Genomic DNA, 20,918 nt, shown 5'->3' with positions numbered 1-20,918 from the left:
ATGTTTACCGTAAAAAATATCAAGGTGAGCGTTCGTCAAAAGCGCTTTCAGAAAGAGCTGATTAATGTGCCTAATTTAACGCTGCATCAGGGCGAATTTACTGCATTAATTGGCCCAAATGGGGCTGGAAAAACAACGTTGCTTAATTGCTTGGCGGGCGATTTAATACCCACAACCGGTGAGGTGTTCTTTGCGGGGAAACCGCTCAATGATTACAGCATTAGCGAGCTTGCTTACCGGCGAAGTGTGTTACCGCAAACTCAGCATATTCCTTTTGCGATCAATGTGCGCGCGGTGCTTTTAATGGGAGTGATGCCTTTCGAAGTGAGTTATCGCGATTCACGGGTGATTGAACTTCTTGAAACGATCTGTTCCCACCTTGAACTTTCGCATCTACTCGATCAAACCTATCAAACGCTCTCGGGCGGGGAGCAACATCGGGCGCAGATTGGGCGCGTGTTAATGCAAGCGCTCTTTGCGTGTGATGAAACGCCCCATCAGCCGCGAGTATTACTGCTTGATGAGCCCTTTAATCATCTTGATCTTTACCATCAACAAAAGCTGTTGCGCTATCTAAAAGAGCTTAAAACAGCGGGGATGACTATCATCTGCGTGATGCACGATCTCAATCAGGCGCTCCAATCGGCCGATCGATTAGTGCTGATGGCGCGCGGAACGCTTCACGGCGTCTATACCCCCGATGAACTGCGCGAAAGTACCCTTTTAAATGAGGTGTTTGGCGTCGATTTTATAACGCTCTATCACCCCGATAATGCTGAAATTTCAGCCCTTTCATATCTACTGTCGTAGCAAGGCTAGGACGGAGAATTTCTTTTTACCATCATGACTGAGAACTATTTTGGAGAAAATAATGACCGATCAGATTACAAAAAATAACCTTGTGCAGGTGTACACCAAAGATCAAGCGGCCGCGGATTCTCGCGAGCAACTCCTTTCAACCTTTAATGGCGTATTAGCGACGACGATGCGCGATACGCTCGGGCTTGAGGGCTATCCCTTTGGCTCTGTGGTGCCGTTTTGCCTTAACTCCCGTGGCGAGCCGATTTTACTCATTAGTGATCTTGCTCAACATACGAAAAACCTCAAAGAGAATCCGAAAGCCTCGCTGATGATTCACAATATTGACCAAGATAATATTCAAAAAGGCTGGCGTTTAACGGTGATTGGCGATATTACGCCGATCGATCCAAGCGAGTACGATGATATTGCCGATCGGTATGAGCGATTCTTTGGTGAGAGTCGCCGTTATCATGAGGTGCACGATTTTAATTTTTATCAGCTCACCCCGAAAAAATATCGTTATATTCACGGATTTGGCGAGATTCATTGGGTCGATACGGAGCGCGTTTTACAGCCCTCGCCCTTTGATGCCGAGACTGAAGCGAGCATGATCGATCATATGAATGAGGATCATCACGACACCATTGTCCGCTTTATGAAAACCCGCGTGGAAGTGCTCCCAAATGCTGAGCTTAAGATGGTGGCGATCGATCAATATGGATTTATTATCGCGATGGGAGAGGTGCTCCATCGTTTCTTCTTTGAACGCGAAGCCAAAACGCCGAACGATATCCGCATGCTCCTAGTGGATATGGCGAAAAAAGTCGCGTAATTTTCTCCAATTACATTTGCGATTTCTCAGAACGAAGAGAAGCCCTGCTGATGGTTCAGTGGGGCTTTTGTTGTTGCGGATGTTACATAGTATATATAGGGGCAATCTCGGCGCGGGATTATCGGGGCGTTTTTTTGATGACCCATCTCACCATACAGCGGTCATAACGCTTCGGTAGAGTAAGCGCTTTTAGATGACATTGCTAAAGCGAAAGAGAGACAGTTAAGCGTTTTCGATAGAGTTATCGCTTTTTTAAAAAACTGTGTATAGTGTAAAATTGATTATTTTATCGAGAGTTTTAGGCGATTTGCGTTTTTTTACATTTTTCACGCTATCCTATCCCATCAATTGTTGATGGCATTGATAGATGCAGATAGAGACGGATGGAGGCGCAATCAGCACAACTCAATGTACGACGATTTTAATATAAGAGATGACACGATTATGGCAAAGACAACGGTTGGAGTAATTGGTGAAACGGGGCGCATGGGCTCCATTTTGACAGAGATGATTGGGCAAGATCCCCGCTTTGAGCTTGGGGTTGGCTACAGCATGGAAAACTCAGGCGATGCCGCCCTTGATCGTGTGTTTCAAGAGAATGATCTCGTGATCGATTTCTCCCATGCGTCGCTAGTTGAAGCGAATTTAACCGCAGCACTGCGCTCGCCAAAGCCGCTCATTATCTGTACGACCGGCTGGAGCCCTGAAAAGATGGCAGATAAACTTTCAGCGTTATCTGAAAAAGTTCCAGTAATTGTCGCGTCAAATACCAGTGTCGGTGCCTGTTTACAGCGCTATGTGGCCGGGAAAATGGCGGAGATTTTGGATGAAGATTTCGATATTGATGTCCATGAAAAGCATCACCGTTTTAAAGTCGATAGCCCTTCAGGAACGGCAGTATCACTCGCTGAAGAGATGATTAACGCAAAATTGAAGGTCTACAATCTTAATTATGAGCTCTACACGCCCGGCCATTTCGCCCGTGAAGAACACAAAATTGGGATGTCTGTGGAGCGAAGCGGTAATATCGCCGGCACGCACACCGCATCCTTTACCAGTTTAGAGGAGTCGATCTCCATTACTCACGTTGCGCTTGATCGCACGCTCTTTGCAAAAGGGGCAATTCGCGCGGCAGCGTGGTTAAGTGAGCAAAAGACGCCTAATATTTATTCGATGTATGACGTGTTAAATCTTGGCTAATACTTGAAAAAAGCCAAATCACCCCCTACATTGATAGATTCCCTCCCCGAACCATAAGGAGAACGCAATGAGTCAACTACGCATTAATGGTAAGCCCGCAACGCTGTGGCAGAAAATTCTGATGGCGGGGATAGGCATTGTTTCGTTAATATTTACCTTCACATTTGGCGCTGTGATCTTGCTCTTTTTATTGATTGCAGGCAGTATCGGCGCGCTAGTCTTCTGGTGGCGCACTCGCCAAATTCGCAAAATCTTAAAAACGCAGATGGATGAGGCGCAGGCCGCTCAGACAAAGTTTTATGACGAGATGAGACAATCATCCCAATCATCACCAAAGGATGGCGAAAATGATCGTCGCGGCAATTTATATGAAGGTGAATACAAGGAGCTGTAGTTTTTAATAGAAAATTGATACACGCTATCTTTTTTAAGAAATAAAGATAGGAATAATTTTCAGATTGATTACAATAGCTCTCTTTAAAATTTAATTTAGAGATTAAATGAAATTACGATCGTATTAGAGGATTAAATATTATGAAAGATCAGTTTCAAGATTTTAAACCATATATTCCTGCGGAAGGAGAGGAGTATATGAACGAAGCTCAGCAAGAGCATTTTCGCAAAATTTTGGAAGGCTGGCGCAGTGAGTTAATGCGCGAGAGCGAAAAAACCGTCAATAATATGCAAGACGAAGCGCTCAATCTTCCAGATCCAAACGATCGAGCGACGCAAGAAGAGGGTTTCTCGCTTGAGTTAAGAACGCGTGATCGTGAGCGTAAATTGCTTGCGAAAATTGAAAAAACATTACGTCGTTTAGGCCTTGATGATTACGGATATTGCGATACCTGTGGCATCGAAATTGGCATTAAACGTCTTGAAGCACGCCCGACTGCAGAGCTCTGTATTGACTGTAAAGAGGTTGAAGAGCAGAAAGAAAAATCCCGTGCAGGTTAATTGGCTTAAAATTGCGCAATGTTAATGTTGACAGAGGATAGGCCTTTCAGTATTATAGTCATCCTCAGACAACGTCTGGGGCTATAGCTCAGTTGGTAGAGCGCTTGCATGGCATGCAAGAGGCCGTCGGTTCGATTCCGTCTAGCTCCACCAAGACACATGTCCCTATCGTCTAGAGGCCTAGGACACCGCCCTTTCACGGCGGCAACCGGGGTTCGAATCCCCGTAGGGACGCCAATCATACGAAAGCCTGCATTCATTTGGATGCAGGCTTTTTTTATTGATAGATATTAAGATTTCATTGATTTGAATACGTCTTGATTTAAAATCAAGGTAGAATAGCGAGTTATATAAATGACTCAAGGGAAGAACGAGTATGCGATCATTTTTCAGATCAAAACGTTGGTTTAATCTCACCTTGGCAGGATTTTCATTTGTAGCGATTGGGATAGCGATTCTCTATTTCCAAAACTATTTATGGCTAGAGCCATGTCCATACTGTATTTTGCAGCGATTGGCGTTTGGCTTTTTGGGCGGGCTTTTTTTAGTGGCGGGAATTCACCATCCGAAAGGGTGGGGCGCGAAGGTTTATGCCGGATTGATTGGGGTAGCGACGATGATTGGGCTATTTCTATCAGGCAAGCACTCGTGGCTTCAGTTGAACCACAGTGATGAGCTTGATTCATGCCGTCAAACGACCATGCAGATTGAAGAGTTTTTAAATTTCGATTTCATTCGAGAGCTTTTATTTGCGAGAGGCGACTGTACAAAGATCGATTGGGAACTATTTGGACTATCCATTCCGATGTGGACGTTCCTTGCGTTTTTAGTGATTGGTGGCGCAGGGATTGTCTACAACTGGATTGAGTGGAAACGTCCATAATATAAAGTTATAAAGTAACGCAGTATTGAGGCGATTGATAAGTGGGATGGCTGTTTTCTCCCGCTTAGCATCGCCTTATAAATTCTAAATTCCATTGAGTGTTAGGAGAGATAGATGAGTAATTACGGACTAAAAGTGATGGTGGTGGATGACAGTAGTACTGTTCGGAAAACCGCTGAGCTAATTCTAAAAAAAGAGAATTATGAAGTCGTTGGTATCGAAGATGGGTTTGATGCGTTAGTGAACGTCTCGCGCATTAAACCAGACATTATCTTTATGGATGTGATGATGCCCAATCTTGATGGCTACGATACCTGTCAAATTTTAAAATCATCGCCTCACGATGTGGCGAAAATCCCGATTATTATGTTAACGAGCAAGGATGGCGCGTTTGATAAAGCTAGAGGCGATCTAGCCGGTTGTGATGACTTCATTACCAAACCATTTACGCGTGACGAGATTGTAAATGCAATCGAGCGTCATTCTTGATTAATTTACAGATAAAGGGGGCATATTTTGACCCGTCAAAGAGTAACGTCTAATGTATCGTTAACGGAAGAAGAACGTGGGCAGGTCGCTGCAATTTCAGTGGTTCTGCCAAAAGACCGTCGCCGAAACCGATTAATCTTATTGATTAGTTTGGTTTTGGTGGCGGTTTTAGCGCTTATTATCTACCTTTTTTGGGCAACGCCCGAGCGAAGTTCTCAAGAGCGATTTGTGTCGCTTAACGGGCTTGCGCGCGAGGTAGAAGTGCTCGAACGCGATCTAAATTTAACCAGTAACGAGCAGCCTTTTTCCTATGACCGCGTTCTAAAACAGGCGAGCAAGGTCGATCGTGCGTTTGAAGAGTTAAAAACGCATGGCATCGATGGGGGAGAGGCGAAAGTACATTGGGATTTACTTAAGACGGAACTTGGTCGAAATGAGCTCTCAGAAGAGTTAGTGCAAAAGCTGCCGCGCCTTGAGATGCAAGTCAAAGGAGAGCTTTCGCGCTTAAACGAATTATTGTTGTCGCTCTCCAATAGTCTCCGTAGTACGCGTGAATTTTCCGTGGAAACGGTACGCTATGCCGATCTTTTAATTGCTTATACGCTTAAAATTGAAGCAGATATGATGAATTTATTGTCGGAAAAGAGCTCAAGCCACGCCATTGCACTTGCCAATATGACAAGTCACTTAAACTCGCTCAATCAAGGCTTAAATGCCCTAAAACATGGGAGTTATGCCGATGGGGTGCAGAGTTTAGCGGGCAGTTTTTATGATGAGATCTTAACGGAAGCTGAGTTTGTCTTTGCTTCGATGAGCGATAAGCTCACAGAGCTGATTGAAAACGCAGGCTCATTAGTAGCGCTTAAAAATGTGATGGGCGTGATTGATGCTGAGCGCCGTTTGATTAACGATGAATTACGTGAATCGATGCTTGCGGCGAGCCTACAAGATCATGAAGCGGCCCAATTTATGAGCCGCTCGAACTGGTTATTGATGGGTGCGATGGGCGCGCTAGGGCTCTTATTGGTGCTTGTTGCTATTTTACTGCAACGCCGGGTGACGCTGTTAAACTTTGAGGCGACGAGTGAAAAGGCCCGTAATGATTATCATGAAAATGCGATTTTGCGTCTTGTCGATGAGGTTGCGCTCCTTGCTAAAGGAGATTTAAGTGCCGAAATGACGGTCACGCACGATTCAACCGGGGTGATTGCTGATAGTATTAACGTCGCTGTTGAAGAGCTTCGGATGATCGTTGGGCGGGTGAATCGCATTGAAGATCGCATTGTGGAGATGGTGATCGATGGCGATCAGATCTTTGAAAAGGTGGTTCAATACGAGCGCACTCAGCATCAGGAATATCGTAAACTCTTAAAAGATATTGAGAATATGACGGCAAAACTCAATATCATTAATAAATACTTTGATTATTTAAATAAATCCGACGGAATGTTACACCAATTAATTGAGATTGGGCGAATTCATCTCCCCGGCGATCAGCTCGATAAATTTGAGCATGCGTTTAATATTTTGTCAGGAGTAGGGGTCGAAGTCTTTGATAATGCGTCACTCTTAAATCATGAGCTTGTTGCGCTCTCGCAAGATTTTGAGAAGTACAGTAATATCATCAAAAGTGTTGAAGAATATAATGCCGAATTATTAGGGCTCGCGAAAGCACTCAACGAGGCGGTGGAACGTTTTACTATGCCGACCGATGACGATTTCTTTGCGATGCTCGATTTTGATATGGCCGATCTTCACGAGGTGACCTCGAGAAAGGAAAAAGAGAATGAGTAAACTATATCCACACATTGAAGAATTAGTAACCCAATTAAATGAGAATGTTGAGACGCTCCTTGAAGATTCGAGCGATGAGGCGGAAGAGCGTCAGGATATCGAATATGGTTTGACCGAGCTTAAAAATGTCTTTGCCGCGGCAAAATTTGATAAGGCTGTCGCGCTCATTGACCTTGCGCTTGGGCGCGTGCATCTTCTTGAAGAGTTTGGCGAGAGTGAAAACGAGCGGGGCGTATTATTGTTATGCCTTCTGCTTGAAGAATTTATCGCGACGGAAAAATTGGGCGTCGATGTGGACGATGAGTTTTTCATTCCCCTTTTAAGTGAGCTCTCCCTTGCGGGCGGTAGCCAAACGATCGAAGAAAATATCAATTACGGGCTCGTGAAAATTCTGCGAACGCACTATCAAAAAGAGTTGCTCGCGATGATCCGTGGTGGGCAATTAAATGAAGGGTTGCAAACGCTTCAGAGCGTGGTGGGTGATCTCATTGATGAGCTCCCGAAAGGCATGCACAACGAATGGCAGGCCTTTGAATATTATCTGTCACAATATGAGGCGAACCCTGCGCCGAAAGGGCCAAAAGCTTTTTTCCAAATTTTAGCACTTCTCGATCAAAAACTCGCGGGCGTATTACAGCTTAAAGCGCCTAAAGAAGACTTCTTGCCTCAGCTAATGGATGCGGTGCGCCGTCTCCCTAATGGCTATCACTGGCTTACTACCAATCTTCGTTCATCGGGCACCTATGTAAGCGCAAGCGTCTATTCACGCTTTAGTAATTCACTGCGCGATAAACTGTTAAAACTTCATGAAAGTTTCGAGCGTTTCTATCTCGATTCAAGCCAAGCGGACGAAATTGAAGCGAATAAACAACTGCTTCTCGATCTTGGGCAAGTCTTCCATCTGATGGGCTTTGCGCGTTTGAGTAAGTTGGCGTTTACCGTGCTTGATCAAATCAATCGAGTGCTCGCCAATCCTGGGGACAAAAAAGGCTTTTACGCGACGGTAAACTCCGTTTGGTCGCTTGAAAACTCCATTGCCAATCTCTATCAGCTCAATGATGTGGAAGTGCCGGTCTGTGTGGAAGAGATCAGTGCGTGGAGCTTAATGAATTCAAAACGCGAGGCCTATCGAGTGCTCGCGACACGCTATCATGGCTTAGCAGAACAGGTTAAAAGTGGGCAAGTGGATGCGAAAGCGCTTCAGCAACAGCTCTTTTTGCTCTGTTATGCGGAAACGCATATGCGCCCTGAAAATCCGCTTCTCCGCGCAACGCTTGATGTTTTGTTAAAACGTCTCTTTAATCCAAAAGAGCTCGAAACATTGCTCCTTGCGCTTGAATATATTGCTAATAAAAATAGCACGAGTAGCCCGATTGCTCCGGCGATCTTAAAAGATGCATATCAATTATTGGGCATTGATGGGGATAAACCGGCTGCGCTGAAGCCATCGGTAAAATCGGCTCCTCAATCAACGGCTCAACGAGCCCCTCAGCCAGCTCCGCAATCCGCTTCTCAAGCTGTGGCACCAGACGCTCCGAAAATTGAGCCAGCGCCTGCGGTGAAGGCGCAACCTAAAGTTCAGCCCAAGGTTCAACCAGTAGCTCAACCTAAAGTCCAGCCTACAGTTGCACCAAAACCCGCCGTAGAATCGCCACGTACACCAGTATTTCAGCCGGCAGACACCGTTTCTGTAGAAGCAGGCGCACCTGAGATTGAAGAGATCACTATCGATTTTGGGGATGATTTAGATGAGTCACTTTCTAAGGAATTTGATGCGGCAACAGCCTCTTTAAACAATCAAGCGGAAGATCGTAAAAAGCCCTCTTTCATGCGACTCACGGCGCCGACAGCGGATCTTGATCTACAATTTATGCACGATGATGAGATCGAGCCACTTACCGCGCCTCCGAAAGTGGAAATTGGTGAAATTAGTGCCCCCGATTTAAGTTTTTTAGATGACGATGCGCTCTTTGACGCCGCGCCTGATTTTCATACCAAAACCCAAGAGATTGGCGATCTGATGCCAGAAAATGATCCGCTTAAAGTGAGTGATTCATTTTTAAATCTCTCGTTTGAAGATCCGGATGCAAAACCGAAAAAACCTGCGAAACTGACCGATCCTCCAAAGGTCGATCTAGGTGAACCCTCCGCACCGCAACTTAAGGTCAATAATGATCGGGTTGATGGCCTCTCTTTAATGGTAGAGGATGAGGAGATAGAGGGAGACAGTGGTTCTCAAAAAAAAATAACTTCTGAAGCGGAACTGATTGAAAAAAATGATAAGATGCGTAAAGAATCGCAAAGAATTAGTGGTTCGGAAGGGGTAGCATCGATCGTCAGATCGCAGCCGCAACCAAAGTCGAAAGCGAAGGTGGCTTCAAGTGCTCCGCTAAAACAAAAAGAGCGCTCGATCTCATCGCGCGGAAAAGAGATGGCCGATATCTTCGGTGATACAGTGCTTCTTGAAGCGATTGCCGATGAAACAAAAGAGCTTGAGGCGGAAGCGAACGCGCTTTTAGAGGCGGAGAGCTATTCGAAAGATACCATCTCATCGCTTTCAAGGATTGCCCATACGCTCAAAGCGAATATTCGTTTGATCAATATGGATCGATTGGCCGATCGCCTCAATGAGATCGAGCACGGTCTGATTACTGCGCCGAAATATGATGCGGCGTTTGTGGCGAAAGTGAAACAGGAATTTACCGATATTTTTTCTCAAATCAAAACCGTTTTATTTGATACTATGAAGTGATGAAAACGGAGTGTATATGCAAGAATCGATCATTACGATGAGCGACATTACCCTTAAATTTGGTGAGCGAATCATCTTTAAGGAGATGGATGTTGCAATCCCAAAGGGGAAAATTACGGCCATTATGGGGCCATCGGGAACAGGGAAAACCACACTGCTGAAATTGATCAGCCAACAGCTCACGCCCAATAAAGGGGATGTGACGGTGATGGGGCACTCATTAACTGATATCTCTAACCGTGATCTTTACGCGCTTAGAAAGCAGATGGGAGTTCTTTTTCAATCGGGCGCGCTCTTTACCGATATGACCGTTTTTGATAATATTGCGTTCGCACTTCGCGAGCATACGGGTCTGAGTGAATCGATGATTCGTACGCTGGTTCTATTAAAACTTGAGGCCGTGGGACTTCGTGCATTAGCCGGTTCAATGCCCAATCAGCTGTCAGGCGGTCAAGCAAGACGAGCAGCACTTGCACGGGCGATTGCACTCGATCCAACGCTCCTTTTATATGATGAGCCGTTTGCGGGGCAAGACCCGATCTCGATGGGCGTTTTATTACGATTGATCAAAAATCTCAATGATGCGCTCAACTTAACGAGTGTTGTGGTCTCCCATGACGTTGCTGAAGTGCTCTCCATTGCCGATCATGTCTGTATTTTGTCGGAAAATACCATTGCTGCAAGCGGCACGCCCGATGAGATTCGCAATAGCGACAACGTCTGGGTGAGGCAGTTTATTCATGGATATTTTGATGGGCCGGTGCCATTTCATCTCCCGACGACTCCACTGAAGGAAGCATTATTTTGATTAAAGCCATCGAAAATTTAGGTGCAGGGACGCGGCGATTTGTATTTGCTTTAGGTGCAGCCGTGCTTCTCCTACTCACGATTTTAAAAGAGAGCTGGTATCTATTTAAAAAGCCATTTCTATTTACACGTCAAGTCTATCAACTTGGCGTTTTGTCGTTACCGATCATTTTGCTTGCCGGTCTCTTCGTAGGAATGGTGCTCTGTTTTCAAGCCTATATTAACCTTGTGAATTTTGGTGCGGAAGCGTCGGTCGGAACGATTGTCGCGCTGGCGCTTTTTCGGGAATTAGGATCGGTCTTGACCGGGCTTCTCTATACGGGGCGGGCAAGTTCATCGCTCACCGCTGAGATTGGCCTCATGCGGGCAACGGAGCAGTGGGCAAGCTATGAGATGATGGCGATTAATCCGATTCAATATATTTTAACGCCGCGCTTTTGGGCGGGCGTATTGGTGGTGCCACTGCTTGCACTTATGTTTAGTGCGGTAGGAATTATCGGTGGATACTTGGTGGCAACGCTCTCCCTTGGGGTGGACGGCGGCGCATATTGGTCGCAAATGAAGTCTGCGGTAAATTTAAGCAGCGATATTGGCCAAGGAATAGTATTAAAAAGTTTTGTTTTTGGTATTATAAGCAACCTCGTAGCGCTTTTCACCGGTTTACACGGTCGCGCTACTGCGGGAGGTATCGCTCGAGCCACCACAAGTACAGTTGTTATAGCGTCATTATTAATCTTAGTGGCGGATTTCATTCTAACGGCAATCTTGTTTGGTTAGAGTTAAAAGTTTAAGTTTAGAAGGTCGGATTTTTAGAATTTATGGGTATTTTTAACTGGGAAAATTGTCTACGCTACTTGGAAGAACACTTGACTCAAGATGAGTTTGTTATGTGGATTTCCCCATTAAACGTGGTCATGAAAGATGATCACGCCATGATTCTTGCCACCAATGAGATCGTGCTTCGCGGGGTACAAACCAAGTTTGAAGACCTTCTATTAGCGGCGATTGAAGAAGAGTTGGGCGCGGAAATCGAACTGCGGTATGGCGTTGGAACCGAATCGGATTATGAAGATCATCAGGTTCAAAAACGCAGCTCAAAACGTCGTGAGCGTAGCGGTAAAGCTCGCGAGGTAACGAAATATTCGGTGCGCGAGCAATCGATTGAGACAAGCAATTTAAATAAGGATTTCCAATTTTCCAACTTTGTTGAAGGAAAATCGAATACCTTTGCGCTTGCAGCTTGCTCGCAAGTCTCAAAAAAGCCCGGGACATCCCATAATCCGCTCTTTATCTACGGAAATACAGGTTTAGGTAAAACGCATTTAATGCACGCAATCGGGAACTCCATTAAAGAGCGTTATCCCGATGCGCGTCTTATCTATCAGCATTGTGATGGGTTTATTGAAGACATTGTTCGCAGCATTCGTAACAATACCATCAATGAATTGCGCCATTTCTATAAAACGCTCGATGCGTTACTGATTGATGATATTCAATTATTATCGGGGAAAGAGGGCTCGCAAGAGGTATTCTTCCACACCTTTAATACGCTGCTTGATGGGGGGCATCAGGTAATTTTAACCTGTGACCGTTATCCCAAAGAGCTCGATGCGATGGAAGAGCGCCTTAAGTCGCGCTTTGCGTCAGGATTAATTGTGGATATTCAACCGCCAGGGCTTGAGCACCGCATTGCGATCTTAATGCAAAAAGCGGAAGCGTGGGGCATTGATCTTCCTTCTGAAACGGCATTTTTTATCGGGCAAACAGTCCGTGCGAACGTGCGTGAACTCGAAGGGGCGCTCAAACAAACCAATGCGCTCGCAAGCTTTAAAGGAATGCCGTTATCGCTTGAAGTCGCGCAAGATGCGCTGCAACATTTAACGGAACTGCAAGATCGTCAAATTACACTCACCAATATTCAAAAAACGGTGACGAGCTATTTTGATCTCGATGCGAATGACCTTGTGAGTAAATCCCGTAAAGCGAATATTGTGCGCCCGCGTCAATTAGCGATGTATATCTCACGGGAATTGACCGATCATAGCCTTCCGGAAATTGGCCGTGCATTTTCCCGCGATCACTCAACGGTGATGCATGCATGTCAGCGAATTCAAGAAGAGCTTGAGACCAATATTCGTTTACGCCGTGACTTTGAAGCGCTGAAAGCCTCGCTCTTAGTCTAACGTCGAACCCTTTCAAAAACCTGTGTTGTTAGAACGCATTTTGTACCCACTCAATCTCAGGATTGGGAATATGGGAATCTTGAATGCCGATCACATCAATGCGAACGGGCAGATCGGTAGGATGTTCTTGAAGATAGAGTTCCACCGTTTGGCGAAATTTTTCGATCTTCGCGTCGGTGATGCTTTCAATGGCTGAACCGTAATAGGGATTATTGCGGACGCGGACTTCCACAAAAATAAGTATTTTTTCATCGCTCATAATGAGATCAATCTCACCATAGCGGGCATAATAATTCTGGATAATGAGTGAAAACCCCTGCTGTTCTAAGAACTTTTGCGCAATGGATTCTCCGTGTCTGCCTTCTGTGATTGAGTTCGTCATCTGCTCTAAACTCCTGCTATAATGGTTCTTTATATTTTTACTATTTTACAATTGAATCAAAATCTATGGCGATCTGTTATATCGTAGCAACTCCGATTGGAAATTTGGCGGACCTAAGTCAACGCGCGCTCGAAACCTTAAAAAGTGTGACGGTCGTTTTTGCGGAAGATACTCGCGTATCGGGTCGATTATTATCTCATTTTGGGATTTCAGCAAAACTCCTTTCACTTCACGAGCATAACGAACGTGAGCGTACAGCGCAAGTGGTGCGTTATCTTGAAGAGGGCGAGTCGGTGGCGATTATTTCCGATGCGGGCACACCGCTTATCTCAGATCCTGGCTATCCGGTTGTCGCGCATCTGCGTCAGCACGATTTTGATGTTATTCCCATTCCCGGGCCTTCGGCGATTATTGCCGCACTTTCGGTCTCGGGGCTTCCCACTGATCGATTCACCTTTGAAGGATTTTTGCCGTCCAAAAAAGGGGAGCGGGTAACAAAGCTCTTAAACCTTCAAAGCGAACCGCGAACGATGGTTTTTTATGAATCAAGCCATCGAATTACCGCGATGTTAAGCGATGCCGTTGAGGTGTTTGGTGAGCATCATCCGGCTTTTTTCGGGCGTGAAATGACCAAACATTTTGAAGAGTATCGTGGCGGAACGCTTGGCGAGCTTTTAACCTATTTGACCGATCACAGCGATAAAGTGCGCGGCGAATTTGTGGTGGCCATTGGCGGGGTGACTGAGTCTGAGAGCGACCAATCGAGCGTGAGTGATGAGGCGTTATTAACGGCGTTACTTGCGGAAGGGATTCCTGTGAAACAGGCGGTGAAAGTTGCGACAAAACTCTCGGCAACGCCCAAAAACAGACTCTATGAGATGGCATTAACATTAAAATAAGCGTTAAAGCAATCGAGGATAAAGCGCCATAGCTAACCAGAAGGAATTGAGAATCGTATGACTACCCAATCGCATCATTTAACCCGCGCTGAGCGTGGGATTAGCCTCAATTTAGCGAGTCTTTTTTCGTTACGGATGCTCGGAATTTTTATTATTATTCCGATCTTTGCACAACATGCCGCTTCGCTCGAGGGCGTAACGCCGTTTCTTGCAGGCTTATTTATGAGCGGGTATGCGCTAACGCAAATTATTCTTCAACCGATTTTCGGAATGCTCTCTGATAAATTTGGCCGCAAAGAGACCATCGTAGCAGGACTCCTCTTTTTTGTGATTGGGAGCGCGATTATTGCCTTTACTTCCAACATTCATGTGGCGATTTTAGGGCGAATTATTCAAGGAACCGGCGCGATTGGGGCGGTGATTTTAGCCCTTGCAACGGATCTGACCCGTGAAGAGGTGCGCTCGAAGGTGATGGCGATTATCGGCATTACGATAGGGCTTACCTTCGGAGTTGCCTTTTTTATCTCGCCAAAGCTCTATGCTTTTACCGAAAGTCTTGGCTTTTCCGGTGGATTAGGGGTCTTTCTTCTCTGTGCGATTTTAGGTGTTTTGGGGATTTTACTGGCGTGGTTTATGCTACCGACGCCGCCTAAAATTGATCGCAGTGCAGCGGAAGCGGCGGGCGGTATTGAGAATTTTAAAGCGGCCTTTAAGGATGGCAACATCAATCGGCTCTATTTTGGCGGAATGATGGTGCATATGATTTTAACCCTCGCATTCACCGCATTTCCGTTTTATCTCATCAATCACGGCTTTGATAATGCTGTTTCGTGGCGCGTCTATGTGCCTGGATTTTTAATTTCGATTATTTTGCTCTTCCCGATCGTGGGATTTGCAGAACGTTTTTACCATCACCGTAAAGTCTTTTTAATGGCGATCGGGTTACTTGGTCTAGCGCTCATGCTCACCTTTTTCAAGATCAGCTATGGCGGATTATTAGTGGTGATGATGCTCTTTTTCTTAGGGTTTAATACCTTAGAAGCGATGCAACCCTCGCTTATGTCGCGCTTTGCGCCGGCAGATAATCGCGGCATGGTGATGGGGATTTTCTCCTCAAGCCAATTTATCGGCATTGCGGTGGGCGGTCAGCTTGGAATGCAACTTCGCGGCAGTTTTGAAAGTCCGCTCGTGGTCTTTTTTGCGGCGATTTTATTGGTGCTGGCGTGGCTCTATGTCGCCTATCCGATGAAAAATCCGGTCCGTAAACCAAAAAAAGATGATCCGTCAGAGGCAACAGCCGCCACTGATAATCGCGAATCAAATGAGGGATAATCGATGAAAGAATTTGAAATAAAAGTGGCGGAGAAGATGATTGGGATTTTAGATCTCACCGATTTTTCGCCGGCCCTTAATATTGATGCCCTATGTGAAAAAGCGATTTCGCCCTATGGAACGGTCGCCGGGGTCTGCGTGTTGCCGCAATATGTCAAAGAGCTTAATGCGCGGATTGGTAGCAAGGTAAAAATTGTGACCGTGGCTAATTTCCCAAGTGGGGATCTCAATCTCTATCGCACCTGTAGTGAGGTAAAAAAAGCGATTGATGATGGTGCCGATGAGATCGATGTGGTCTTCCCATATTTTGCTTTTTTAAATCATCAAGCCCGTCTTTGTGAAGATTTTTTGCGGGGCGTACGAGAGGCAGCGGGCGATAAAACCCTAAAAGTAATTTTAGAAACGGGCGCATTAAAGTCCCAAGGCTATGTCAAACGAGCATCAGAGATGGCGATTCGTATTGGCGCTGATTTTATTAAAACCTCGACCGGCCGCATCTCAAAAGGAGCGTCGGTGGAGTCGGTTGGAACAATGCTCGCCGCGATTCGAAGCGCAGAAGCGGAAGCGCGCACGGGCATTAAGATTTCAGGGGGCATTAGCACCTTTTCGCAAGCGCTTATCTATCTTGAGCTTGTGATTGCCACTATGGGAAGCGAGTGGGGGACGCCGGATCATTTTAGATTTGGCGCGTCGAGCCTATTTGAATCCCTAATTTCCAAGATTGAACAGGATTAATTCGAAGCGAGTAACACCGTTACGAAACGATCATTTTTTTATATTTAAGAGTAGTTGTAGAGATGAATTCACATACCACAGTAGCACAACAAGTTGCACGCGATGCAAGCCGTACAATCCGTACTATCTATTTCCGTCTTGAGGCGTTAAACCCCGAGCAAAGAGCCGATGATGAGCTCTTTTTACGTTGTTACGAGCAGATCGAATCAGAGCTGATTGCTGGCATTCGTAGCGCGTATCCAAGCCACACCATTCAAGCGAAATATCACGATACTCGTGAAAATGATGCCTATCATCGCTGGTACATTAGTGGCATGACCGCAGAAGAAAACTTCCGTGCTGGCCGACCAAATTTCTCGGTCTCGATTGCCTATGAGATGGGTGGAAAACTTCAAAGCGCGGTGGTTTATAATCCCGTGCTCGATGAGATGTCGGTAGCGTCCCGCACTGAAGGTGCGCTCTTTAACGATCAAAAATTACGCGCTCCCAAAAATGATGGTAAGCTAGAAAATGCACACCTTCTCACTAAGATTGGCCGCACTGTTGTTGATCATGAGCAATTTGCAAAGCTTCAACGAAACGCGAAATCGATCATGTGCTATGGTGATGTGGCAGGCGATATTATTCAGACTGCGCGCGGTTTAGCGTCGGGCTTTTATTCAGGCGCTCACCTTGCGGAAGAAGATATCGCAGGTGCGGTATTAATTGCCCGTGAAGCCGGTCTATTAGTGACCGATTTCCGCGGCAGTGAAGAGAATTTAATGAGTGGCGAAATTGTGGTGGTTGCACCGCGTCTTTTAAAAGAGATGTTAGTCGCGCTCAAATAATGAGGGCAGGATGAAATTGAGCGCAATTGCGAGCAGATTCAGTCAAACACAATCGATAAAAAGCATCTTACGTGGACTAAAACGCAAGATGCTTTTTAGCTGTGCGCTCGGAATTATTGCAAGCAGTACGCTCTCTTATGTCTGTGCACTTGAGCTTAAAACCGCGCGTTATGAAGGGCATCGCTATGTGGAAGGGATCGTTGATTTAACTAAAGAGCCGTTAAAACTCTATTGGAAAAACGAACAGACCGAGCAAGATTTCGCCTCAATTCCATCGCTTGCACGGCATTTAAGTGCCGATCAGCATGAGGAATTGCTCTTTGCGGTAAACAGCGGCATTTATGCAGAGCATTACACCCCGCTTGGGCTCTTTATTGAAAAGGGCATTACCAAAGTCCCGCTCAATACGGTGACCTTTAATGAAGGGCAGGGCAATTTTGCGCTTCTTCCCAATGGGGTTTTTTATGTGGACGATCACAATCGCGCCTACATTGAAACCACCGATAAGTTTGCCGAATTTAGCCAAGATAAACCGATTCAATATGCAACGCAATCGGGGCCGATGCTCCTTATTAATGGCGATTATAATCACCGTTTTATTGAGCATTCCCGTAGCCTTAAAATCCGCAGTGGCGTCTGCGTGATGGATCAAAAGGTCCATTTTGTGGTGACGGAAGATAGCGTCAATTTTTTTGAGTTTGCTACCTATTTTAAAGATGAAATCGGTTGCCAAGACGCGCTCTATTTAGATGGCACCTTGGCAAGACTCTATTATCGCGGAAAAACCTACGGCGCGCCTTTTTGGAAAGCCAAACCCCTCGTTGGAATCTGGGGCGTGACCCGTCCGATCACTCGCCCCACACCGTAATTCTTACATTAGTCATTACGGATTCTTATCTTTGCCTAGATCTGTATCCTGATCGGGATCGTTCTCTTTATCTGTTTCAGTTTTCTCTTTTGGTTTAATCACCCAAAGCGGCGTTTCTGTGATGGTGTGATTGGGGATTCCATCACGAAAACGAGGCTTTTTTGCGCGCAGTTCCGCCAGCGGGAAGGTGAGCGTAATGGAGAGCCCATTATCATTTTCCGCACTAATTTCGCCTTTATGGCTTAGCGCCATCTGTTTTGCAATGGAGAGCCCGAGTCCCGAACCGCCGTAATCTTTCATACCATCGGGGCGCTCGCCTCGATAAAATGCCTCGAAGAGATGATCAAGATCGGCCGCTTTCACGCCCGGGCCATCATCATGAATATTGAGAATCAGCTTTTTCCCGCGCTCATAAATATTTACCTTAATTTCACTGCTCGCGTAATAGACCGCATTGCGTAGAATATTTTCAAGTCCGCTGGTAAAGAGCTCGCTATTGAGCGCAAGTTTTAGGTTCGGTATCCGGTTGTAGCCGAGTTTAATATGATTCTCTTTTGCTTCAAATTTCGCATCTTCTAAGAGCGGTGTTAAAAGCTCGACAAGCGACACCTCATCGAAGCGTTCGCGGTTGATAATGAGCTCGCGGGAGAGCGATAGCATCGACTGAATTCGATCTTCAATCAAAATAAGATTATCCTCAATGCGTTTCACCTCCGGCAAAATATCATCACTGGCTTTACGGCGAATGAGGCTATTGGTTAAGCGGATGCGCGTGAGCGGTGTTCTGAGTTCGTGGGAGAGATTGGCAAAGAGTCGATTTTTTTCATTTTCAGCACTGGTGAGCGCTTCTACCATGCGGTTAAAGCTACGCCCAACGGTACGATATTCTATTGGTCCCTGTTCGAGTCGTTTATCTACCGACCAATCCCCTTCAGCCACTCGTTCGGCCGCTTTTTTAAAGTATTCCATCGGTTTTGAGAGCGACCAAGTGAGCATAATGACAAAGGGCACACTGATGATCGTCATTAGCATAATGAGGAGAAGAGGGGCATCAAAAAGCCGGGAGAGATAGTAGGCTTGCGGTGGCGCATGGGAGACGATGTAATAGTGATAATCGGGCGTTGCGGAGACATGAAACGGGCCGACAATGAGCTCTTTTCCTACCGATTGTTGGCTTGCACGCTTTCCGTTAATGGTGTTAATAATAAAGTTGGTAAAGCCATCATTGCGGAGACTATGAATTGCAGAATAACGCCCTTCCACATTATTGGGGATCGTGATCAATTGGCGACCGCCACGGGATTTACGATCATGCCCACGGCGAAATCCTTTCTGATTGGCGAGAATCTCTTCAGCCACTAATCGATTCACAAAGCGCTCTTGATAGATCTCCTCCTCTTCGGTACTTAAGGGTAAAATCCGGCGCTGGTCAAAGCGGGGAATGAGCACGGTGAGCCAGATCATGATCGCCATGCTAAGCCAAATCGTGCAGAAAACCCGCGTACTAAGCCGGTCTGAGAGGAGAAAACGCGAACGCTTCATCATGAAAGGGAGAACTCCTAATTATCTAAAAAGAGATAGCCTTGGCCGTGAACGGTTTTAAACCATGCGATGCCACTCGGGCGATCGGGCAGTTTTTTGCGGATATTACTTAAATGCATATCGATGACGCGGTCGAAGGCTTGGTGACGTTTCCCGAGAACCTCGCGACTTAGCTCATCCCGGCTAACGGTCTCCCCGCGGTGTTGCGCCATATAATATAAAAGTGAAAACTCGGTACTGGTGAGATTAAGATTGGTGCTCTCAAAGGTCGCTCTAAATTGGGCATTATTGAGTTTTAAACCCTCAATTTCGATGATGGTTTCATCTTCCTCGTCACTCTCTTCTGGGCGATTTTGTTCTAAAATACGCATCCGCGCGCGAATCCGGGCAATGAGTTCCCGATCATCAAAGGGTTTTGAGATATAGTCATCGGCGCCAAGTTCAAGCCCTAAAATTCGATCAATGCTATCGCCTTTTGCCGAGAGCATCAGAACCGGCAGGCTCGGGAATTCTTTGCGAATATCTTTCAGCGTATCCCAGCCATTTTTCTTGGGCATCATCACATCAAGGATAATAATATCGGGGAGCGTATGGCTTAAAAAATCGAGACATTCCACGCCGTTCCCGCAAATCGAAACCTTGAAGCCTTCGATGGTTAAGAGCTCTTGAACGAGGCTCTGCAACTCAAGGTCATCATCAACAAATAGTACATGGGTCATAGTTTCCCTCCTGGATCAATTATAGCGATTCATTATCTAGCATAGCGGAGATTTACCAAAGTTTACAAGCCTATAACCCTGATTTACGAATCGAACGATAGACTAGAGTCAAGATCAATTGAGATCAAAGGAGAAATCAAATGAAGATGGGTAGAAAACAAGTATCACTTGCAATTCTTTTAATGGCGGGCAGTTCACTCTTAGCGCAAGCACAGTGGATGGGGCCGGGCGCTCAAGGGCAAAACCAAAATGCACCGGGGAATCGTGGGTTTAATCAGATGAATCAACCAGCACAACGTGGGCAGATGATGACGCAAAATGCGGAACGCCCACAGCGCATTGCGCGTGGTATGAGCGCTGATATGCAGCGATTGATGGAAGGCGACACCTTTGATGAAAATCTTGCACGTAAGATCATTAAAGACAATCAGGAAGATGCGATGGAGCGGATGCGTCAGCGTTATGATGATTATAAGCAGGGCAATCGTACGCCCCGCTATAACAATCAAAATGATCGTCGCCAAAACCAAAATTTAAACCAAGATAATCGCGGGCAACGTAAAAACAGTTCAGGCCAGATGAATCGTCAAAGCGAGCGCGGGCAAAAGGCCAATATGATGGGGAATAATCGTCATCATATGAAAGGGCAGAAACATCATCAAGGTCGCCATTACGCGAAAAACATGAATCGCTCTGATCGAATGAATGGTCAATCGATGCGGGGCATGAATATGAATCAGAAAAATGGGTCGATGCAGATGCGCGGACAGATGCAAGGCGATTGTCCTCGTATGAATGAAGCGCCACGTCGCAGATAAGAACGTTTTAAGAGACATTAAAATCCAACATCGTTTGTTGATTACGATGACTTACTAAAATCAACGGCTTCTAATTTGGGCATTAACGTCGGGTTAATGCC

Annotated in this window: 21 protein-coding genes and 2 tRNA genes; 20 read left to right on the top strand and 3 right to left on the bottom strand. The window is 45.9% G+C overall.

What is annotated here, in order from left to right:
* From OXI21_RS00145 to dnaA, 14 genes are all read left to right on the top strand, one after another.
* On the top strand, window positions 1-810 hold the full coding sequence (locus OXI21_RS00145) for an ATP-binding cassette domain-containing protein (protein WP_279617523.1): 810 nt from the start codon (window positions 1-3) through the stop codon (window positions 808-810).
* A 61-nt stretch (window positions 811-871) separates the two neighbouring features.
* On the top strand, window positions 872-1,633 hold the full coding sequence (locus OXI21_RS00140) for a DUF2470 domain-containing protein (protein ID WP_279617522.1): 762 nt from the start codon (window positions 872-874) through the stop codon (window positions 1,631-1,633).
* A 444-nt stretch (window positions 1,634-2,077) separates the two neighbouring features.
* A complete protein-coding gene (dapB, locus tag OXI21_RS00135; protein ID WP_279617521.1) occupies window positions 2,078-2,833 on the top strand; it encodes a 4-hydroxy-tetrahydrodipicolinate reductase in 756 nt (251 codons plus the stop codon).
* A gap of 67 nt (window positions 2,834-2,900) precedes the next feature.
* Entirely contained in the window at window positions 2,901-3,227 is a 327-nt protein-coding gene (locus OXI21_RS00130; protein ID WP_279617520.1) for a hypothetical protein, read from the top strand.
* Between the two features lie 140 nt (window positions 3,228-3,367).
* Window positions 3,368-3,787 carry an RNA polymerase-binding protein DksA gene (gene dksA, locus OXI21_RS00125; RefSeq protein WP_279617519.1) on the top strand — a complete coding sequence of 140 codons (420 nt, stop codon included), beginning with the start codon at window positions 3,368-3,370 and terminating at the stop codon, window positions 3,785-3,787.
* Window positions 3,788-3,864: 77 nt separating this feature from the next.
* Window positions 3,865-3,940: transfer RNA gene (locus OXI21_RS00120), tRNA-Ala, on the top strand.
* An 8-nt stretch (window positions 3,941-3,948) separates the two neighbouring features.
* Window positions 3,949-4,024, top strand: a tRNA-Glu gene (locus OXI21_RS00115).
* A gap of 139 nt (window positions 4,025-4,163) precedes the next feature.
* Complete coding sequence (locus OXI21_RS00110; protein WP_279617518.1) at window positions 4,164-4,670, top strand: disulfide bond formation protein B; 507 nt, start codon at window positions 4,164-4,166, stop codon at window positions 4,668-4,670.
* A gap of 114 nt (window positions 4,671-4,784) precedes the next feature.
* A complete protein-coding gene (locus OXI21_RS00105) occupies window positions 4,785-5,159 on the top strand; it encodes a response regulator (RefSeq protein WP_279617517.1) in 375 nt (124 codons plus the stop codon).
* A gap of 27 nt (window positions 5,160-5,186) precedes the next feature.
* Window positions 5,187-6,953, top strand: a complete 1,767-nt coding sequence (locus OXI21_RS00100) for a hypothetical protein (protein WP_279617516.1) — start codon at window positions 5,187-5,189, stop codon at window positions 6,951-6,953.
* Window positions 6,946-9,705, top strand: a complete 2,760-nt coding sequence (locus OXI21_RS00095; RefSeq protein ID WP_279617515.1) for a hypothetical protein — start codon at window positions 6,946-6,948, stop codon at window positions 9,703-9,705. Before OXI21_RS00100 ends, OXI21_RS00095 begins: the two co-directional genes overlap by 8 nt.
* Before the next feature lie 16 nt (window positions 9,706-9,721).
* Window positions 9,722-10,513, top strand: a complete 792-nt coding sequence (locus OXI21_RS00090) for an ATP-binding cassette domain-containing protein (RefSeq protein ID WP_279617514.1) — start codon at window positions 9,722-9,724, stop codon at window positions 10,511-10,513.
* Window positions 10,513-11,289, top strand: coding sequence for a lipid asymmetry maintenance ABC transporter permease subunit MlaE (gene mlaE / locus OXI21_RS00085; RefSeq protein WP_347815474.1), 777 nt, complete (start codon window positions 10,513-10,515; stop codon window positions 11,287-11,289). Before OXI21_RS00090 ends, mlaE begins: the two co-directional genes overlap by 1 nt.
* 41 nt (window positions 11,290-11,330) lie before the next feature.
* Window positions 11,331-12,695, top strand: a complete 1,365-nt coding sequence (dnaA, locus tag OXI21_RS00080) for a chromosomal replication initiator protein DnaA (RefSeq protein ID WP_279617512.1) — start codon at window positions 11,331-11,333, stop codon at window positions 12,693-12,695.
* A 28-nt stretch (window positions 12,696-12,723) separates the two neighbouring features.
* Here dnaA and OXI21_RS00075 read toward each other — a convergent pair whose 3' ends face one another.
* On the bottom strand, window positions 12,724-13,077 hold the full coding sequence (locus tag OXI21_RS00075; protein WP_279617511.1) for a YraN family protein: 354 nt from the start codon (window positions 13,075-13,077) through the stop codon (window positions 12,724-12,726).
* Between the two features lie 65 nt (window positions 13,078-13,142).
* On the opposite strand from OXI21_RS00075, the gene rsmI reads away from it, so the two are divergent.
* From rsmI to OXI21_RS00050, 5 genes are all read left to right on the top strand, one after another.
* Entirely contained in the window at window positions 13,143-13,976 is an 834-nt protein-coding gene (gene rsmI, locus OXI21_RS00070; RefSeq protein WP_279617510.1) for a 16S rRNA (cytidine(1402)-2'-O)-methyltransferase, read from the top strand.
* Window positions 13,977-14,033: 57 nt separating this feature from the next.
* A complete protein-coding gene (locus OXI21_RS00065) occupies window positions 14,034-15,308 on the top strand; it encodes an MFS transporter (protein ID WP_279617509.1) in 1,275 nt (424 codons plus the stop codon).
* A gap of 3 nt (window positions 15,309-15,311) precedes the next feature.
* The gene (gene deoC / locus OXI21_RS00060) at window positions 15,312-16,043 is read left to right on the top strand and encodes a deoxyribose-phosphate aldolase (RefSeq protein WP_279617508.1); all 732 of its coding nucleotides are present in this window, start codon (window positions 15,312-15,314) and stop codon (window positions 16,041-16,043) included.
* Window positions 16,044-16,105: 62 nt separating this feature from the next.
* Complete coding sequence (locus OXI21_RS00055; RefSeq protein ID WP_279617507.1) at window positions 16,106-16,870, top strand: inositol monophosphatase family protein; 765 nt, start codon at window positions 16,106-16,108, stop codon at window positions 16,868-16,870.
* 88 nt (window positions 16,871-16,958) lie between these two features.
* Complete coding sequence (locus OXI21_RS00050) at window positions 16,959-17,738, top strand: phosphodiester glycosidase family protein (RefSeq protein WP_279617506.1); 780 nt, start codon at window positions 16,959-16,961, stop codon at window positions 17,736-17,738.
* A gap of 15 nt (window positions 17,739-17,753) precedes the next feature.
* On the opposite strand, the gene OXI21_RS00045 is transcribed toward OXI21_RS00050, so the two are convergent.
* Together OXI21_RS00045 and OXI21_RS00040 are read right to left on the bottom strand one after the other, a co-directional pair.
* Window positions 17,754-19,283 (bottom strand): ATP-binding protein, encoded by a 1,530-nt coding sequence (locus OXI21_RS00045; RefSeq protein WP_279617505.1) that lies wholly within the window; start codon window positions 19,281-19,283, stop codon window positions 17,754-17,756.
* A 14-nt stretch (window positions 19,284-19,297) separates the two neighbouring features.
* Window positions 19,298-19,999: a response regulator gene (locus tag OXI21_RS00040; protein WP_279617504.1), complete on the bottom strand. Its 702-nt coding sequence runs from the start codon at window positions 19,997-19,999 to the stop codon at window positions 19,298-19,300.
* Between the two features lie 140 nt (window positions 20,000-20,139).
* Between OXI21_RS00040 and OXI21_RS00035 the strand changes: the two genes are divergently transcribed.
* A complete protein-coding gene (locus OXI21_RS00035) occupies window positions 20,140-20,817 on the top strand; it encodes a hypothetical protein (RefSeq protein ID WP_279617503.1) in 678 nt (225 codons plus the stop codon).
* Window positions 20,818-20,918 lie beyond the last annotated feature (101 nt).

Origin of the sequence: Ignatzschineria sp. RMDPL8A (genome assembly GCF_029815055.1) — a bacterium.
Lineage (GTDB): Bacteria > Pseudomonadota > Gammaproteobacteria > Cardiobacteriales > Wohlfahrtiimonadaceae > CALZBJ01.
The sequence above is the reverse complement of the archived record's forward strand: the minus strand, read 5'-3'. Positions and strand labels throughout refer to the sequence as shown.

Coding starts and splice junctions, on each gene's coding strand:
- OXI21_RS00095 (WP_279617515.1), top strand. CDS start 6,946: ATGAGTAAACTATATCCACACATTGAAGAATTAGTAACCCAATTAAAT.
- rsmI (WP_279617510.1), top strand. CDS start 13,143: ATGGCGATCTGTTATATCGTAGCAACTCCGATTGGAAATTTGGCGGAC.
- deoC (WP_279617508.1), top strand. CDS start 15,312: ATGAAAGAATTTGAAATAAAAGTGGCGGAGAAGATGATTGGGATTTTA.
- OXI21_RS00130 (WP_279617520.1), top strand. CDS start 2,901: ATGAGTCAACTACGCATTAATGGTAAGCCCGCAACGCTGTGGCAGAAA.
- dksA (WP_279617519.1), top strand. CDS start 3,368: ATGAAAGATCAGTTTCAAGATTTTAAACCATATATTCCTGCGGAAGGA.
- OXI21_RS00035 (WP_279617503.1), top strand. CDS start 20,140: ATGAAGATGGGTAGAAAACAAGTATCACTTGCAATTCTTTTAATGGCG.
- OXI21_RS00040 (WP_279617504.1), bottom strand. CDS start 19,999: ATGACCCATGTACTATTTGTTGATGATGACCTTGAGTTGCAGAGCCTC.
- OXI21_RS00140 (WP_279617522.1), top strand. CDS start 872: ATGACCGATCAGATTACAAAAAATAACCTTGTGCAGGTGTACACCAAA.
- OXI21_RS00045 (WP_279617505.1), bottom strand. CDS start 19,283: ATGATGAAGCGTTCGCGTTTTCTCCTCTCAGACCGGCTTAGTACGCGG.
- OXI21_RS00145 (WP_279617523.1), top strand. CDS start 1: ATGTTTACCGTAAAAAATATCAAGGTGAGCGTTCGTCAAAAGCGCTTT.
- OXI21_RS00090 (WP_279617514.1), top strand. CDS start 9,722: ATGCAAGAATCGATCATTACGATGAGCGACATTACCCTTAAATTTGGT.
- dapB (WP_279617521.1), top strand. CDS start 2,078: ATGGCAAAGACAACGGTTGGAGTAATTGGTGAAACGGGGCGCATGGGC.
- OXI21_RS00050 (WP_279617506.1), top strand. CDS start 16,959: ATGCTTTTTAGCTGTGCGCTCGGAATTATTGCAAGCAGTACGCTCTCT.
- OXI21_RS00065 (WP_279617509.1), top strand. CDS start 14,034: ATGACTACCCAATCGCATCATTTAACCCGCGCTGAGCGTGGGATTAGC.
- OXI21_RS00105 (WP_279617517.1), top strand. CDS start 4,785: ATGAGTAATTACGGACTAAAAGTGATGGTGGTGGATGACAGTAGTACT.
- OXI21_RS00075 (WP_279617511.1), bottom strand. CDS start 13,077: ATGACGAACTCAATCACAGAAGGCAGACACGGAGAATCCATTGCGCAA.
- OXI21_RS00110 (WP_279617518.1), top strand. CDS start 4,164: ATGCGATCATTTTTCAGATCAAAACGTTGGTTTAATCTCACCTTGGCA.
- OXI21_RS00055 (WP_279617507.1), top strand. CDS start 16,106: ATGAATTCACATACCACAGTAGCACAACAAGTTGCACGCGATGCAAGC.
- dnaA (WP_279617512.1), top strand. CDS start 11,331: ATGGGTATTTTTAACTGGGAAAATTGTCTACGCTACTTGGAAGAACAC.